At 38.0% G+C, this 16,004-nt stretch carries 16 protein-coding genes, 1 pseudogene and 1 riboswitch; of the genes and pseudogenes, 12 read left to right on the forward strand and 5 right to left on the reverse strand.

What is annotated here, in order from left to right; all coding sequences use genetic code 11:
• Positions 1–29: 29 nt before the first annotated feature.
• Positions 30–806 (reverse strand): 3-hydroxybutyrate dehydrogenase, encoded by a 777-nt coding sequence (locus BFL01S_RS06640; protein ID WP_025910483.1) that lies wholly within the window; start codon positions 804–806, stop codon positions 30–32.
• 178 nt (positions 807–984) lie between these two features.
• Between BFL01S_RS06640 and BFL01S_RS06645 the strand changes: the two genes are divergently transcribed.
• Positions 985–2,202, forward strand: coding sequence for an MFS transporter (locus tag BFL01S_RS06645; RefSeq protein ID WP_061785248.1), 1,218 nt, complete (start codon positions 985–987; stop codon positions 2,200–2,202).
• 12 nt (positions 2,203–2,214) lie between these two features.
• On the opposite strand, the gene BFL01S_RS06650 is transcribed toward BFL01S_RS06645, so the two are convergent.
• Positions 2,215–2,754, reverse strand: coding sequence for a dihydrofolate reductase family protein (locus BFL01S_RS06650; protein WP_061785249.1), 540 nt, complete (start codon positions 2,752–2,754; stop codon positions 2,215–2,217).
• Between the two features lie 100 nt (positions 2,755–2,854).
• Here BFL01S_RS06650 and BFL01S_RS06655 point away from each other — a divergent pair, with 100 nt between their 5' ends.
• The 3 genes from BFL01S_RS06655 to BFL01S_RS06665 all read left to right on the forward strand — a co-directional run bounded on the left by BFL01S_RS06655 (position 2,855) and on the right by BFL01S_RS06665 (position 5,642).
• Positions 2,855–3,787: a helix-turn-helix transcriptional regulator gene (locus BFL01S_RS06655; RefSeq protein WP_051567173.1), complete on the forward strand. Its 933-nt coding sequence runs from the start codon at positions 2,855–2,857 to the stop codon at positions 3,785–3,787.
• 68 nt (positions 3,788–3,855) lie between these two features.
• Complete coding sequence (locus BFL01S_RS06660) at positions 3,856–4,851, forward strand: LLM class flavin-dependent oxidoreductase (RefSeq protein WP_082802709.1); 996 nt, start codon at positions 3,856–3,858, stop codon at positions 4,849–4,851.
• Between the two features lie 59 nt (positions 4,852–4,910).
• Positions 4,911–5,642: a polyphosphate kinase 2 family protein gene (locus tag BFL01S_RS06665; RefSeq protein WP_025910478.1), complete on the forward strand. Its 732-nt coding sequence runs from the start codon at positions 4,911–4,913 to the stop codon at positions 5,640–5,642.
• A 35-nt stretch (positions 5,643–5,677) separates the two neighbouring features.
• Here BFL01S_RS06665 and BFL01S_RS06670 read toward each other — a convergent pair whose 3' ends face one another.
• Together BFL01S_RS06670 and BFL01S_RS06675 are read right to left on the reverse strand one after the other, a co-directional pair.
• Positions 5,678–7,297 (reverse strand): ABC-F family ATP-binding cassette domain-containing protein, encoded by a 1,620-nt coding sequence (locus BFL01S_RS06670; protein WP_025910477.1) that lies wholly within the window; start codon positions 7,295–7,297, stop codon positions 5,678–5,680.
• A 279-nt stretch (positions 7,298–7,576) separates the two neighbouring features.
• Positions 7,577–8,017: a YtoQ family protein gene (locus BFL01S_RS06675; protein WP_025910476.1), complete on the reverse strand. Its 441-nt coding sequence runs from the start codon at positions 8,015–8,017 to the stop codon at positions 7,577–7,579.
• A 146-nt stretch (positions 8,018–8,163) separates the two neighbouring features.
• Between BFL01S_RS06675 and BFL01S_RS06680 the strand changes: the two genes are divergently transcribed.
• The 4 genes from BFL01S_RS06680 to BFL01S_RS06695 all read left to right on the forward strand — a co-directional run bounded on the left by BFL01S_RS06680 (position 8,164) and on the right by BFL01S_RS06695 (position 11,872).
• Positions 8,164–9,075 (forward strand): ABC transporter ATP-binding protein, encoded by a 912-nt coding sequence (locus BFL01S_RS06680; RefSeq protein ID WP_061785251.1) that lies wholly within the window; start codon positions 8,164–8,166, stop codon positions 9,073–9,075.
• Positions 9,068–9,829 (forward strand): ABC transporter permease, encoded by a 762-nt coding sequence (locus BFL01S_RS06685; protein WP_061785252.1) that lies wholly within the window; start codon positions 9,068–9,070, stop codon positions 9,827–9,829. The genes BFL01S_RS06680 and BFL01S_RS06685 overlap by 8 nt, the downstream gene beginning before the upstream one ends.
• 113 nt (positions 9,830–9,942) lie before the next feature.
• A riboswitch (SAM riboswitch) is annotated at positions 9,943–10,046 on the forward strand.
• Between the two features lie 78 nt (positions 10,047–10,124).
• Positions 10,125–11,435 (forward strand): Na+/H+ antiporter NhaC family protein, encoded by a 1,311-nt coding sequence (locus BFL01S_RS06690; protein WP_061785254.1) that lies wholly within the window; start codon positions 10,125–10,127, stop codon positions 11,433–11,435.
• An 89-nt stretch (positions 11,436–11,524) separates the two neighbouring features.
• On the forward strand, positions 11,525–11,872 hold the full coding sequence (locus BFL01S_RS06695; RefSeq protein ID WP_174521180.1) for an avidin-fold protein: 348 nt from the start codon (positions 11,525–11,527) through the stop codon (positions 11,870–11,872).
• Between the two features lie 20 nt (positions 11,873–11,892).
• On the opposite strand, the gene BFL01S_RS20355 is transcribed toward BFL01S_RS06695, so the two are convergent.
• Positions 11,893–12,036 carry a hypothetical protein gene (locus tag BFL01S_RS20355; protein WP_153301172.1) on the reverse strand — a complete coding sequence of 48 codons (144 nt, stop codon included), beginning with the start codon at positions 12,034–12,036 and terminating at the stop codon, positions 11,893–11,895.
• A 78-nt stretch (positions 12,037–12,114) separates the two neighbouring features.
• On the opposite strand from BFL01S_RS20355, the gene BFL01S_RS06700 reads away from it, so the two are divergent.
• The 4 genes and pseudogenes from BFL01S_RS06700 (at position 12,115) to BFL01S_RS06715 (ending at position 15,989) form a co-directional block, all read left to right on the forward strand.
• On the forward strand, positions 12,115–13,074 hold the full coding sequence (locus BFL01S_RS06700; protein WP_025910469.1) for a LacI family DNA-binding transcriptional regulator: 960 nt from the start codon (positions 12,115–12,117) through the stop codon (positions 13,072–13,074).
• A 70-nt stretch (positions 13,075–13,144) separates the two neighbouring features.
• Entirely contained in the window at positions 13,145–13,387 is a 243-nt protein-coding gene (locus BFL01S_RS06705; RefSeq protein WP_025910468.1) for a transcriptional regulator SplA domain-containing protein, read from the forward strand.
• A 49-nt stretch (positions 13,388–13,436) separates the two neighbouring features.
• Positions 13,437–14,219: pseudogene (splB, locus tag BFL01S_RS06710) on the forward strand (spore photoproduct lyase); the annotation flags it as partial.
• A gap of 117 nt (positions 14,220–14,336) precedes the next feature.
• Positions 14,337–15,989, forward strand: coding sequence for a DUF2339 domain-containing protein (locus BFL01S_RS06715; RefSeq protein ID WP_061785253.1), 1,653 nt, complete (start codon positions 14,337–14,339; stop codon positions 15,987–15,989).
• Positions 15,990–16,004 lie beyond the last annotated feature (15 nt).

Consider the following 16,004-nt stretch of genomic DNA (forward strand, 5'->3'; position numbering starts at 1 on the left):
GAGGGGGCTAAAAGAGCCCTCTCTTGTTTTCATTGAGCCGTATATCCCCCGTCAATAACGACAGCTTGACCGGTCACGCCTTTTGCTGCATCACTTGCTAGAAAGAGGGCGTAATCGGCAATTTCACTTACATCTAATAAACGTTTCTGAGGGACGAGTGGATAAATTACTTCTTCAAGTACTTTCTCGAGCTCAACGTTTCTCGTACGAGCTAAGTCTTGTAATTGGTTACGGACAAGAGGCGTATCTACGTAGCCAGGGCAAATAGCGTTAACGGTTACTCCATGTTCAGCACCTTCTAGCGCCGCTACTTTTGTTAAGCCGATGACTCCGTGTTTTGCACTGTTATAAGCTGCTTTTCCTGCAAAGCCAATCAAGCCATTTATGGATGCCATATTGATAATGCGACCAAATTTTTGCTGCTTCATAAGAGGAAAGACGTGCTTTGTAGCAACAAAAGGTGCAGTCAGCATAATCTTTAATAAAAGTTCAAATTTTTCAGTTGGAAACTCTTCGAGTGGGGAGACAAACTGCATGCCCGCATTGTTAATTAATACGTCAACTTTTCCGTATTTTGCAGAAGCAGCGTTAATCATCGATTTAATATCATCTTCATTTGTGACGTCTGCTTTTACACCGTAGACGTCATATCCCTTTGAAGAGAGTTCTTGCTCTGCTTTTTTAACACCTTCTTCATTTAAATCAGTCAAGACAACCTTTGCATCATGTTCAGCAAAACGCTCGCCGATTTGAAAGCCAATTCCTTGAGCAGCCCCTGTAATTAATACAACTTTATTTTTAACCATTGTTCATTCCTCCCACACGCTTTATATAAAACGCTTACTTTTCCATTTTATCAAAATAGTAGGTTGATATAAATATAATTGCTTTTCAAAAAAGGAAATTTTCTTTGGTTGAAGAATATAATACAAGTTCATAGAAAGTTTATACAGGAACGAGAAGGTAATAGAAAGAAGGTTTTATATGCAAGCAGCAGTAAAGTTACAAACGAAACAAGAACAAACTATTTATCGTATTTTATTTGCTATCAGCTTAGGTCACTTTTTAAACGACTGCATGCAATCAGTTGTTCCAGCGCTTTTTCCCATTCTAGAGCAATCAATGAATTTAAATTATACGCAAATTGGTTGGATTGCATTTGCGCTGAATATGACATCCTCTATCATGCAGCCGGTATTTGGTATCTTCGCAGATAAGCGGCCACTCCCATTTTTATTACCAATTGCAATGTGTTTAAGTTTAGTCGGCATTATTGGCTTAGCGCTAGCACCTAACTTTTATTTTGTTCTAGCGTCCGTGCTGTTTATTGGATTAGGATCAGCCATTTTTCATCCGGAAGGGTCACGTGTTGCCTATATGGCTGCTGGACAGAAAAGGGGGTTAGCTCAGTCAATCTATCAAGTAGGAGGTAATACGGGGCAGTCGATGGCGCCTTTATTTACTGCTTTTATCTTTATTAGCTTAGGTCAGTTTGGTGCAATGTGGTTTACACTCTTGGCAGCGGTTGGTATTGTAACTCTTTACTATGTATCAACGTGGTACAAGCAAGAGCTGATTGTTCGAAAACAGTTGCAAAAAAAGCGATCATTAAATGAAATGAAAGTGACAAGCAAATTAGTATTCGCTGTTGCTTTATTAATTTTTTTAGTTTTTGCTCGTTCGTGGTATGGAGCTGGGATTTTGAATTACTTCCAATTTTATTTAATTGAAGCATACGGAGTCACAATAAAACATGCACAAATCTATGTCTTTTTATTTATGATTGCAGGAGTCTTTGGCACTTTTTTTGGGGGACCTTTAGCAGATCGTTTCGGAAAACGAAACGTTTTGTTGGTATCCATGCTTGGGTCAGCACCATTTGCACTTATGCTACCGCACGTAATGCTTGGTGCAGCAGCCCTGTTGTTAGTGCTTATTGGTTTTATTCTTCAATCTAGTTTCAGCGTTACGGTAGTTTACGCTCAAGAATTATTACCTGGAAAAATCGGCCTTGTTTCAGGGCTTATCGTGGGCTTGGCGTTCGGGATGGGAGCGCTGGGAGCCGTTATATTTGGAAAGTTAGCGGATATATATAGCCTAAAATTTATTATGCTGTTTTGTAGTATCCTTCCTCTAATTGGAATTCTAACGTGGTTATTGCCAAGTGACAAGCAAGTAAAAGAGATGAATAACGAATTATAAAAGCCGTCAGCATTATGCTGTCGGCTTCTTATCATTCACAAATTTAAGAAAAACAAATCCAGAAGGATAAATTTTTGAATCAATTAACGAAAGTGGCGTGTCAGCTACGTTTCCTTGAAAGAGAGGAATGCCACTTCCTAGCAATATAGGCTTTTGAAAGATCCAATACTCATCAATTAAGTTTTCATTTAAAAACAGTGCATTTAGTGACCCGCCCCCTACAAGAAAGATGTTTTTCCCTTCCAGCTTCTTTAATTCGGTGACTTTGTCGTGAACTTCTGTAGGTGAGATGAACGTTACATCTTCAGATTTGCCGCCCTTTTTTGTTGTCACTACAAATACTTCCTTTCCCTTATAAGGAAACTCGCCGAACGTTAATACTTGTTCGTACGTGTGGCGACCCATAAATACGGTATCAATGCTTTCATCAAATTCATTATATCCATAATCTTCGTTTGTTTCATTCTCCACTAGCCAATCAATTTTTCCGTTTTCACGCGCAATAAATCCATCAATTGTAGTTGCAATATATAAAATTACTTTTCTTGTCATGCCATGTTCCTCCTTAGCAAATCGCTATTATATTTTACCCGCTTCGTGTATGATAATAACATTTAAATGCGTCAAAAACTGTCATAGATAGGTGAATATTATGAAAACAAAAAAGTTATTTGAACTGATGTTTTATATTAATGCGAAGCGCTATTTTACTGCTAGAGAAGTTGCAGAAGAGTTTGATATGTCTGTGCGTACTGTTCAGCGCTACTTATTGGATTTACAGGAGCTAGGGGTTCCTTTATATGCTGAAAAAGGAAAATATGGCGGCTATCGTGTTTTGAACAATCGCGTATTGCCTCCTTTATTCTTTTCTGAGGAAGAAGGAAAAATGATGTATTTTTTACTTGAAATGATCACTCATTATCCTACAATCCCGTTTCAAGTAGATACTCAGAGGGTAAAAACAAAGTTTTATACTCATTTACCTGCAGATGTAAGAAATCAGCTAGAACAGATAAAAGATTTTGTTGTATTTTTAACGCCAAATCGTTCAGAGGAAGCCCCCCTTTTAAAAGACTTATTGCTATCAGCAATGAAGCATAAAAAAGTAGTGATTCAGTATGAAAGTAAAACAGGGATAAAGGGGCATATTGTTAAACCAATTGGTATTTATGCGCATGAAGGTCTATGGTACTTTCCGGCATATAGCTATAAAAAAGAAAAAATCCTGCTTTTTCGTGCAGATAGGGTAAAAAAAATAGAGAACTTAGGTGAAGATTTTACGGAATCGCTAACGTTAAAGAAATGGTTAGCTCAAGACTATGTTCCCACAAAGGCTCTATTGTTGCATATTGAAATAACAAAAGAAGGCGTGCGGTTAGCAAGTGCAAATCCTAGCTTAGGACCTCATATAACCATAAATAACGATGGAACGGGAACAATAAAATCAGTAATTGGTCGAGATGACCTTGATTTTACGGCAAATATATTGCTGAATTTAGGACGTTATGCAGAAGTAATTGAACCAAAAGAATTACGGGAGTCATTAAAAAAGAAAGCAACTGAAATTGTAAATATGTATACATAAATGACTAAGCAAAATAACGGACGAGCAAGCCTCTTTCTTTTAAAATAAAAGCAAAGGAAGTGATATCAATTATGATTTTAAGCGTATTAGATCAGTCTCCAATATCAAGCGGCCAAACAGCAAAAGATGCGCTTGCTCAGACGGTACAGCTAGCAAAGTGGACAGAAAGACTAGGATATCATCGCTTTTGGGTAGCTGAACATCATAATACAAATGGGTTAGCAGGCTCTTCGCCACTTTTATTAATGACTCATTTGGCATCTCAAACAAGTTCGATTCGAATTGGCTCTGGAGGCGTGCTTCTCCCTCAATACAGCCCATATAAAGTGGCTGAAGACGTACAGTTATTAGAGAATTTGTTTCCAGGGCGAATTGACTTGGGATTAGGTCGATCTCCAGGAGGCGATGCACTAACGAGGTTAGCATTAACAGACGGAGTACGAAAAAGTCTGAATGAATTTCCACGTCAAATTCAAGCGCTACAGGGACATTTGCTGCAAAACCTTCCTGAAAATCACCCTTATTACGGGGTAACAGCTTATCCCAAAAGTGATACTAAGCCTGAGATGTGGCAGCTAGGCATTAACAAACGAGGTGCGCGAGCAGCTGGGGAACTTGGCGTTTCCTTTACGTTTGGTCACTTTATTTCTCCTATTGGAGGAAAAGAAGCCCTGAAACACTATCGACAAGAATACGTTCCATCAGACTATCAGCAAGTGCCTCACACGAACGTTTGCGTATTTGTGGTGTGTGCTGATACAGACGAAGAAGCGGAGCAACATGCCAAAACGCTTGATGATTGGTTGCTCAAAGTAGAAAAAGGAAAAGATACAAAGGTTTCTTCTATTAATGAAGTCAACCAGCGCGTGTATTCTGAATATGAGAAACAAAAAATAAAGAAAAATAGGAGTCGAATGATTGTAGGATCTACAGAAACTGTTCATGCTAAATTGTTACGCTTACAAAATGAATATCATAACGATGAATTCTTAATCATTACTAACATTCACGATTTCCAGGCGAAGCTACATTCTTATGAGCTCATTAGCAAGATGTTTCAATAACATAATTACAGCCTAGAACGTTCATACTATACTACTGACTAGTAGGTAGGAGTGATTATATGAATTTAGAAGATATTGATCTGTCTAAAAAGATTTCATCTAAAAAAGAATATAAAAAAAAGCTAAAATCTTTGCAGCTACGCTTATTGCGGTTAGAACACATTATCTATATGGAAAAGGTACCTATTATATTTGCGTTTGAAGGGTGGGATGCGGCAGGGAAAGGGGGAGCTATTAAGCGTATTACACAAAAGTTGGACCCCCGAGGCTTTCACGTGTATCCGATTAGTGCACCAACTGATGATGAACGTAGGTATCACTATCTTCATCGCTTTTGGACAAGATTGCCGCACGCTGGGCAAATAGCTTTATTTGATCGTTCTTGGTATGGACGCGTACTCGTCGAGCGCGTTGAAAATTTAATTTCAACAAGTGAGTGGGGAAGGGCGTACGAAGAGATTAATCAGTTTGAGCGTACGTTAACGGATAACGGCTATATTGTAGCAAAGTTTTGGTTCCACATTAGTAAGGATGAGCAGCTCAAGCGCTTTAAAGAAAGGGAAGCGGATCCTTTTAAACGCTGGAAGTTAACAGAAGAAGATTGGCGTAATCGAAAAAAGTGGGACGAGTATGAAGAAGCGGTAGAGCATATGTTTAAATATACGAATACGAATCAAGCTCCGTGGTTTGTTATTGCAGGTAACGATAAGCAATATGCGCGAGTCAAAACCTTAAGCGTGATGATTTCTTACTTTGAACAAAAATTGATGGAGCGTGGAATTCAAGTATAGTAAAAAGGTGACGAATATTCGTCACCTTTTTATGATTAAGCGTACATACCTTTAACTTGTTTTTGTAAGTCTGTGTTTGTTAGGTATTCATCATATGTTGTTTGCTTATCAACCACTCCGTTTGGCGTGATTTCAATAATGCGATTCGCAATTGTTTCAACGAACTGATGGTCATGAGATGTGAAAATCATTGCACCTTTATAGCTCATTAATCCGTTATTTAATGCCGTAATCGATTCTAAGTCTAAGTGGTTGGTAGGATCGTCTAAAAGAAGAACGTTTGAACCACTTAGCATCATTTTAGAAAGCATACAGCGAACCTTTTCGCCTCCAGATAATACATTGGCTTTCTTTAGTACTTCTTCACCAGAGAATAACATTCTTCCTAGGAATCCACGAAGGAAGCTTTCGCTTTCATCTTGTGGTGAGTATTGGCGTAACCACTCAACTAAGTTTAAGTCGCTATTCTCAAAGTACTCAGAGTTATCTTTCGGGAAGAACGATTGAGATGTTGTTACACCCCATTTAAATGTACCGCTATCTGCTTCCATTTCACCCATTAGAATCTTCATAAGCGTTGAGTTTGCAATTTCGTTACGGCCAACTAACGCAATTTTATCTTCTCGATTCATTGTAAAACTTACGTTATCTAGTACCTTAACACCATCAATGATTTTTGTTAAACCTTCAACTCGCAGTACGTCGTTTCCAATTTCACGCTCTGGCGTAAAGTTTACGTATGGGTAACGACGAGAAGATGGACGGATATCATCTAACGTAATTTTATCAAGTAATTTTTTACGAGATGTTGCCTGCTTTGATTTTGATGCATTGGCGCTAAAACGAGCGACAAACGCCTGAAGTTCTTTAATTTTTTCTTCTTTTTTCTTATTAGCATCAGATGCCATTTTTTGAGCAAGCTGGCTAGATTCATACCAGAAGTCGTAGTTACCAACGTAAACTTGAATTTTACCAAAATCTAAATCCGCAATGTGCGTACACACTTTGTTCAAGAAGTGACGGTCATGGGATACAACGATTACTGTGTTTTCAAAGTTAATTAAAAACTCTTCTAACCACTGAATTGCCTGAATATCTAAGTTATTGGTCGGCTCATCTAGTAGTAAAACGTCAGGTTTGCCAAATAAAGCTTGAGCAAGTAATACTTTTACTTTTTCACTACCTGTCAGCTCAGCCATTTTTTTATCGTGAAGATCTTCAGAAACGCCTAAACCTTTTAAAAGAATCGCTGCTTCAGATTCAGCTTCCCAACCGTTAAGTTCAGCAAATTCACCTTCAAGCTCAGCTGCTTTCATTCCATCTTCATCAGTGAAGTCAGCTTTCATATAAATAGCATCCTTCTCTTGCATCACTTCATATAAGCGAGCGTGACCCATAATAACGGTTTTTAATACTTCATATTCTTCGTATTCGAAATGGTTTTGTTTTAAGAACGCTAGGCGTTCGCCAGGTCCCATATGTACATCACCAGTTTGTGACTCAAGTTCACCAGATAAGATTTTCAAAAATGTTGACTTTCCAGCACCGTTCGCTCCAATCAATCCGTAGCAGTTACCAGGCGTAAACTTAATGTTTACATCTTCAAATAACTTACGGTCTGCAAAACGTAGGCTTACATTACTAACTGTAATCATGTATGAGCAATCCTCCAAATTCAATATCTATCAAATTATATCATTCTTTCTTTACAAGAGCGATATCAATAGCAATAAATTGAACATAAAGTGTACATGAACCAAGGAATAACGTCAAGGAGGCTCAGCTTTTACTCTATTTCTGGCAGGAGCCGAATGTCTTACGCTCCATTCCACAAGTTTTTTAACTTGTTTTGGGAACGAACAAAAAATATCCGAACGATTGCAGGTTAGCGATCGTTCGGATATCTCATTAACTAAAATACTTATGAATCAGCCTTATTCAAAGATATAAGCCAGTGCACGAATTGCTTGGTCTGGTGTTTCAACGACAACTTGTGCTTTGTTTGAAAGCTCTTTTAAAGGATGGTGCAGTTTTTCTGGACGTACAAGGATAAGGGGCTTGTTAAATGCAACGGCTGTAGCCGCGTCCATTGCGCTATTCCACTGTTTGTATTTTTCACCGAAAAGCGCAATGACTACGTCGGATTTCTTAAGCAGTACTTCTGTGCGCAAGTTGTTAAAAGCTGAAGCGGCTTCATCTTTTAAAATAGCTGAGTCTTGTTTACCTAAAATGACTTCGCCGATATTATCCGAGCGATCATGGTCCGTCATCGGTCCTACAAACGTAATTGGAAGCTTTAAGTCCTCCGCTTGCTTTTTGATATCGTCTCTCCAATTATCATGAATTTGTCCTGCTAAATAAACGACTAATTCCATAACGGCATCCCCTTTATAAAAAAATATATATACGTATAGCTTACCAAAAAAATGAAAAATAAACGAATGGTTTGTTTTAATCTAGACAAATACCTCAAAACAAGGAAAAATAAAAGACGGATTACATAGAAGAGAGGATGAACATTATGTCAGAGAGAGAGGTACTACAGGTTCATAACGTCACGAAAAAGATTGGCAATAAAATTATTTTGGATAACGTATCATTGTCTGTGCGAAAAGGAGAAATCTTTGGGTTACTAGGTCCAAACGGTTCGGGTAAAACTACGCTTATTCGAGCAGTTGTAGGTTTAGTAAGTTCAACAGGAGACGTTACCATTAACAATCATGACCAGCGCAAACAATTTAATGAAGCTGTCAAATCAATTGGTGCAATCATTGAAAACCCGGAGTTTTATGGATATTTGACAGGTTATCAAAATTTAAAGCATTTTGCACGAATGCACGGTGTGTCTGCAAATCGAATCGATGAAGTGGTCGAGCTAACAAGGTTAGAAAAAAGCATTCACCAACCGGTAAAGACTTATTCACTCGGAATGCGTCAGCGCCTCGGAGTTGCACAAGCTATTCTACATAAACCGTCACTACTGCTACTAGATGAGCCTACTAACGGCTTGGATCCAGCAGGAATGATTGAATTTAAAACATATTTAAAGCGGTTGTGCAAAGAAGAAGGAATTTCAATTCTTATTGCTAGCCATTTGTTGAAAGAAGTGGAAGCCTTGTGTGATCGCGTAGGGATTATTCAAGACGGCAGACTGCTATCTGTTCAAGAATTAGCTAAGCGTAATATAGAAGAGAACCTAACGATTGTATTTGCAGTTGATGCTGTAGAAAAAGCGGAAAATCTGCTATCAAATCAAGGCTACACTTGTGCAATAAAAGAAAAGCAGCTTTCTGTACAAGCTCAACCGAAAGAGGCTGCTGCTATTAATAAACTTCTAGTGGAAGAAGGCATTGAAGTATACCAAATTACTCCAATTTATGAATCGCTAGAACAATCGTTTATGTCTGTTACGGGAGGAGATTTCAATGCTTAATTTAATACAAAATGAACATATGAAGTGGTTTATGAAAAAAAGCACAAAAGTCGTATTTCTGGCAATTGCTGTCTTAACGCTTGGAATGGCTCTTATAATGAGAACTATTACAACGAATGCTGGAATTGCAGAAACGTTGCCAGGCTTTGTTGCTTTCACTTCAAACTTTTTAATTATTGTCCAATTTTTTGCTGTAGCCGCTGCTGGATCGATTGTTGCATCTGAATTTGAAAAAGGAACGATTAAACTTCTATTAATTCGTCCTAAGAGTCGCTCAACTATTCTTTTATCCAAATACCTGACTAGCATTTTTATTAGCTTGTACTATTTGGCTGCCTTCTTTTTATTTTCAATCATTTGGGGTATTATTTTCTTTTCAGGAGGAGCTTTTAATGGTCAAGAAGGACAAGGTATCTGGATTGCATATGGTGTTTCATATCTTGAAACCTTTATGATGGTTGCTTTTGCGTTTATGCTATCGTCGGTATTCAGAAATAGTGCATTAGCAGTTGGTCTTGGCATTGTTGTTGGAGTAGGAGCAAAAATGCTTGCTGGAATTTTATCTGAGTTTCAAGTACAGTGGGGAATTATTTTACTGTTTGCTAACACCAACCTTAGTCAATATATGGATGGAAATCAAACGTATTTCCCTGGGATGACCCTACCGTTTTCTCTATTTATTATTATAGCTCATCTAATCTTCTTTGTTGGAACGGCTTGGCTGTTTTTCTTAAAGCGAGACGTAGCGAATTGATATTTGAATTTTCTTTCTTTTTGTTTTTCTACAATAGTGTTTGACAAGGAAAGTAAAAGATATTAAAGTAGTTAAGAGTTAATTTTGAATAATAAATTTAAAAAATATTATACTTCTTATCAAGAGAGACGGAGGGACTGGCCCGATGATGTCTCGGCAACTGACTCACAGAGTGCGGTGCCAAATCCAGCAAACAATTTTGTTTGAAAGATGAGAAGAGCGTATTCTTATAAAGAATTATAAGAGGGCCTCTTCTTGATGAAGAGGTCTTTTATTTATGCAAAGAGGTGTAAACATGGGAAAACAAAAAGAAAACGGTTGGGCACTGCTGCCGCTAGGAGTATTTCTAGCTTTGTTTGTAGGCTCGGGGATTATTACAGGTGATTTTTATAAGCTTCCTGTACTTGTAGCAATTATCGTAGCGGCTATCGTTGCCTTAGCGATGAACCGGAAAGAAACGCTAAATGCGAAGGTGGAGCGTTTTGCTAAAGGCGCAGGTCATCCGGACTTGATGATTATGGTCTTTATCTTTATTCTGGCGGGCGCTTTTTCAGAAGTAGCAAGCGGCATGGGAGCGGTTGATTCAACGGTTAACCTTGCTTTATCTGTTTTGCCACAAAGCTTGCTTGTTGTTGGATTATTCTTTATCGGTGCTTTTATCTCACTTGCGATGGGTACTTCTACTGGTACCATTGCGGCTCTAGCACCAATTGCAGTTGGAGTAAGTGCTGAAACGGATATTTCTGCAGCACTAGCCGTAGCAGCCGTTATCGGCGGTGCAATGTTTGGAGATAATTTATCCATTATTTCTGATACAACAATTGCTGCGGTTCGTACGCAAAAAACAAAAATGAACGATAAATTTAAAGTGAATTTTCTAATTGTATTACCAGCAGCAATTATTACAATGGTTCTTTTATTAGTAATGACGCTTGGAAATAATTCTAATGTAGATGTTGAAAGTTTTAGCTTTGTAAAAATGCTTCCTTATATAGGAGTGCTGGTTGCAGCATTGCTTGGATTAAATGTGTTAGCAATTTTAACAGGGGGTATTGTTGTAGCTGGAATTATTGGATTGGCAGACGGAAGCTATACGCTAGCAACCTTTGCAAAAGCTATTACAACAGGAATTGGCGGTATGGCTGAACTCATTATTCTCAGCATCTTAATTGGTGGAGTCGTTGAACTTATTAAGTATAATGGAGGGATCCATTTCTTGCTTGGGCTATTAACACGTAATATTAAAACAAGAAAAGGCGCAGAGTTTAGTATTGCTGGATTAGTAAGCGCGACAAATCTTTCGACAGCTAACAACACAATTTCAATTATTACAGTCGGGTCTTTAGCAAAAGAGATTGCAGATGAATACGAAATCGATAACCGTAAGTCAGCAAGTATACTTGACTTATTTTCATGTAGCGTGCAGGGACTTGTTCCATATGGAGCGCAAATGCTAATTGCATCAGAATTTGCAAAAGTATCCTCAGTTGAACTAATGCCATTCGCATTTTATCCAATCTTAACAGCGATATTTGGAATTTTAGCGATTGTCTTTAATTATCCAAAGCTTACTCATAAACAACCTGCTAAAAAACAAATAGCTTAATTTCATCAGATGACATCAACCGGAAAGAAGGGTTGATGTCATCTTTTTTTAGAGTTAAAATGTTAGAATATTGAAAAAGAGGTGAAAGGATGATTTGTTTTAGGAATCGAGTGTTTCGCTCTGTACAGAATACGGATAACGGTGAAGTATCTTCTCATACGACCTTTCGCTATGAGCAAGAAGGCAGAATTATTCACGCAACGTATGAAGGTGGAGACGTTTTATACGGGACGTTAGTTGGGACTATAGACGAAAAGAGCTGTCTTACATTCCGCTATCAGCATGTTAACATAGCTTATGAAATTCGCGGAGGCACATGCTTTTCTACACCGGAGGTTTTGCCAGACGGAAGGATTCGCCTACATGAAGAGTGGCAATGGTTAGATATAGATCAGACAAAAGGTCGATCAATCACTGAAGAGGTTGTACATAAATAATTAGAAAAAGCGATAGGTTTCTATCGCTTTTTTGAATCGTAAAAATCATAAAAATCTTCGAATTCAACCTCCTTCCATAAATCTGGTTTTTGCTTTAAAGCTACCATAGCTAGTAAAAGTTCAACTCCGCATAAAACAAATAAAATAACCAATCCAAGCATCATTTATGACCACCTTTCGTTATAATAAAAACAGCATAAATGATGAAACGCGTTTCAGAACAAGAGCAAAAGGAGAGAAAAATGGTAAATATTCGAGATATTGCAAAGAAAGCTGGGGTATCCGTTTCTACCGTATCGCGAGTTTTGAACAATCACCCTTATGTAAGCGAAGAGAAGCGAGAGCGTGTACAAGCAGTCGTGGATGAGCTCAACTATGAGCAAAATAGCAATGCAGTTACTTTATCAAAAGGAAAGACTAATCGGATTGCAGTTGTTCTTCCATTTATTAATCACCCATACTTTAGCGTCATACTTGAAGGGGTTTCAAAGCAAGCACTTAGCGCTCACTGTCAGCTTGTATTGTGCCAAACAGCTTACGATGTAAAGAAGGAAATTGAAGCACTTCATATGTTGAAAACCAAGCAGGTAGATGGTGTCATCATTTGCTCTAGAGCAAATGATTGGAGTGTTCTTAGCGAGTATCAATCGTATGGCCCTGTTGTTGTATGCGAAGACGGAACAGCTAAAAAGGTGTCGTCCGTGTACGTTAATCATTACGCAGCTTTTGAAAAAGCCCTATCTTACCTGCATGAGCACGGACATCAGAAAATTGGTTACTGCGTAGGCAGGATGAGTGGTACAAACAGTGAACAGCGAGCTAATGCTTACGGTGATTTTATGAAGAGGTTGCAAGAACCGATACGAGAAGAGTGGGTATTCACAGATTGCTTATACATAACAGATGGAGATATGATTGTAGATCGTTTGCTTGCAATGGACGACCGGCCAACAGGATTGCTTGTTACCAATGATCAGCTTGCAGTAGGAGTTATAACTCGCTGTAAGAAAGAAGGTTTATCAGTGCCCAAAGACATTGCGATTATTGGGTTTGATAATCATCCGTTAACAGCTTATTTAGACATTACTACTATTCAGCTACCACTTTTTGAAATGGGGGAGCATTTATTTAAACTTGTGCTTGATAAAAGTCTTCAATACATTGAACTTCCTTTTCAGCTTATTGAACGTCAGACAGTGTAAAAAAGCACCATTATAAAATCACTATGTGCGGACACTATAGAAATAAAGCTGAAATAGAGAAGGTGACATAATGAAAAAAGAATATCATGTTGGGGACCAAGTTTTTGTGATCTATCGAAACCCTCATACGGCAAACGTAGCCAATATTACGCAGGGAGAAGTAGTTCAGCATCCTGAAAATAACAGCGACGTTGCGCTGCTTTTACATGAGTCGTATCACTTATTATCAGATGATGATGCGATATACACAAGCTATGAAGAAGCAGAACGAGCATATAACGAACTATTTGATTACGGACCGTACGAAGGCTAAAAAAGGCGCTGTTTAAACAGCGTCTTTTTTAGCCTACATTTAACAAGCATATGCCATTCCTTTTGCAACAGGGTGTATGGGACACTGTCACTATTGTTATTTACAAACGACGATGGGAAGTAAGCCGTACATCAGAACGTATGTAAATGTAGAAGAAATTCTAGATAGAGCTGAGCAATACATGAAAGAACGAGCACCACAAATTACGCGTTTTGAGGCCGCGTGTACGTCTGACATTGTAGGTATTGATCACTTAACTCATACGCTCAAGCATGCCATTGAATATTTTGGAGAAAGCGATTTAGGACAACTTCGCTTTGTGACAAAGTTTCATCATGTAGATCACCTTCTTGATGCTAAACATAACGGTAAAACGCGCTTTCGTTTCAGCGTGAATGCTGATTATGTTATTAAATATTTTGAACCTGGAACGTCACCGTTAGATTACCGAATTGAAGCAGCGAACAAAGTGGCAAAAGCGGGGTATCCTCTGGGGTTTATCGTAGCACCTATCTATATCCATGAGGGATGGAGAGATGGGTATCGCAAGCTATTTGAAAAGCTGGATGCTTCCATTCCACAGGAATCGCGTGATGATATTACATTTGAAATGATTCAGCATCGATTTACAAAACCAGCCAAACGTGTCATTGAAAAGAACTATCCAAAGTCTAAGCTACAAATGAATGAAGAAGAGCGTCGCTATAAGTGGGGACGCTATGGGATTGGAAAGTATGTGTATACAAAGGACGAAGAGCATGAGCTGCGTGAAACGCTTGAATACTATATTGGTCAATTCTTTCCAAATGCAAAAATTGAATACTTTACATGAGCAGAAAGTGCAGGCATTTTTAGCCTGCACTTTTTATTGTTAAATTGAAAAGAGATATCCTAAAAAACACTAAAATGATATAATTTGGTAATTGATAAAGCTATAGGGAGAGATGTTATGGATCATAAAAGAATAGAGAACCTAGAAAAAAAGATTACGGTATTAGAGGAGGAAGTAAAGGAGTTAAAGCAACTACTTACTAATCAATATGGGAGCAAAACAGAATTTACAGTGCAGGCAAAGAAACCTTCAAATCATGAAGAAGCGGTTTCTCATCAGCCGATGAAGCCAACTGAAGTTTATGAACAACAAGTGAAAAAATCAACGAATTGGGAAGAACAGCTTTTTCAAATATGGTTGCCCCGCATTTTTATTTTTGTTTTTATAATTGGTGTTCTTTGGGGATTTAAAGCTGCTTCTGACTACGGGGTAATGAGTGAAGGTGTCAAGGTTACGCTAGGATATATTGTAAGCGCCGCATTTGTAGGTGTTGGCCATTTGCAAATTGTAAAAAAACGCTCTGTATTAGGGCAAGTGCTCCTTGGTGGGTCCGTTCCAATCCTAATGCTAACAACGTTTGCAGCGCATAGTTTATATGGAATGATTGGGCCTTCGTTTGCATTTATGTTAAACGCGCTGTGGGTTGTAGCAGGGCTTGGCATGACTGTTTATTATCGTTCACAAGCGCTTGGGATCATTAGCATAATTGGCGGGGTGCTTGTACCGTTCTTAATAGAAAGTAACTCACCCAATCAACTTGTGTTTATTAGCTACGAAACGCTCTTATACCTCGCTTTTGCGTTCATTGCGTGGAGATTGAATTATCATGTGTTATATGGGTTAGCGGCAATACTCTTGAATGTAGTGTTGTTAGTATATGGTTGGTTTGTAGAGTTTACATCCCTTCTAGGAGCAGCTCTTCTTATTCAACATGTCTGTTTACTTTTACTGTCAGCCGTTCGCAAGGGGAATGAGTTTATTTATGCCTCAACTACTTTGGCAAGCTTATTTATCGTTTATGGCTGGATAAGTAGTACGATGGAAAAAACAACTGTTACCATTATAATTGCTGTACTTATTGTAGTATATGCCCTATGTATTAAGGTATATAAAAAAGAAAAGGTGAAATTTGACTTTTTTATGAGCTATTTAGTCATTGGCATTGCGTTTTTGATTAATCAGCTTCTTAATAAAGAAGATGCACTGTTGCTTTATATTATTCAAGGAGCTGTTACTTGTTATTTAGCACATAAATATAACAATCCAATTCAGAAATTTGTGGGATATGCAATTTACACAATCAGCGCAGTTGCTGTTATGGCGATACCAATTGAGGCGGTATTTTCACAACCGACATTAAATTGGCTTGGTTTTTTAGGCACAATGCTTTTTTTAGTGTTTATTCAAAATAATTCAATGAAAAAATCAACCTTGTTTGTAGCAAGTACCAGTATTTTATTTACCATTTTAACCTTAAGTTTTGTCACGCAGGAAGTTCAACTTTTCACAGAAGCGTTATCGACCAATACTCAAACATTAGCTCTGACATTTTCGTGGATTTTACTAGCTATCATTGGTTTATCTATTGGTATAGTAAAATCATTCAAAGCGGGTACTTATATTGGAATTAGCTTATTGTTTCTTACTTTAATTAAGCTTGTTCTTTATGATTTACCGTTCATTCCTTTAGCCATCCGAGCTGTTTTATTCATTGCGTTAGGTGGAATTGGTCTTATCGTATCCAGAATTTTGCATAAAAAAAAGACTTAACTTTATATTTGATAT

The organism is Priestia flexa NBRC 15715 (assembly GCF_001591565.1).
GTDB classification, from domain to species: domain Bacteria; phylum Bacillota; class Bacilli; order Bacillales; family Bacillaceae_H; genus Priestia; species Priestia flexa.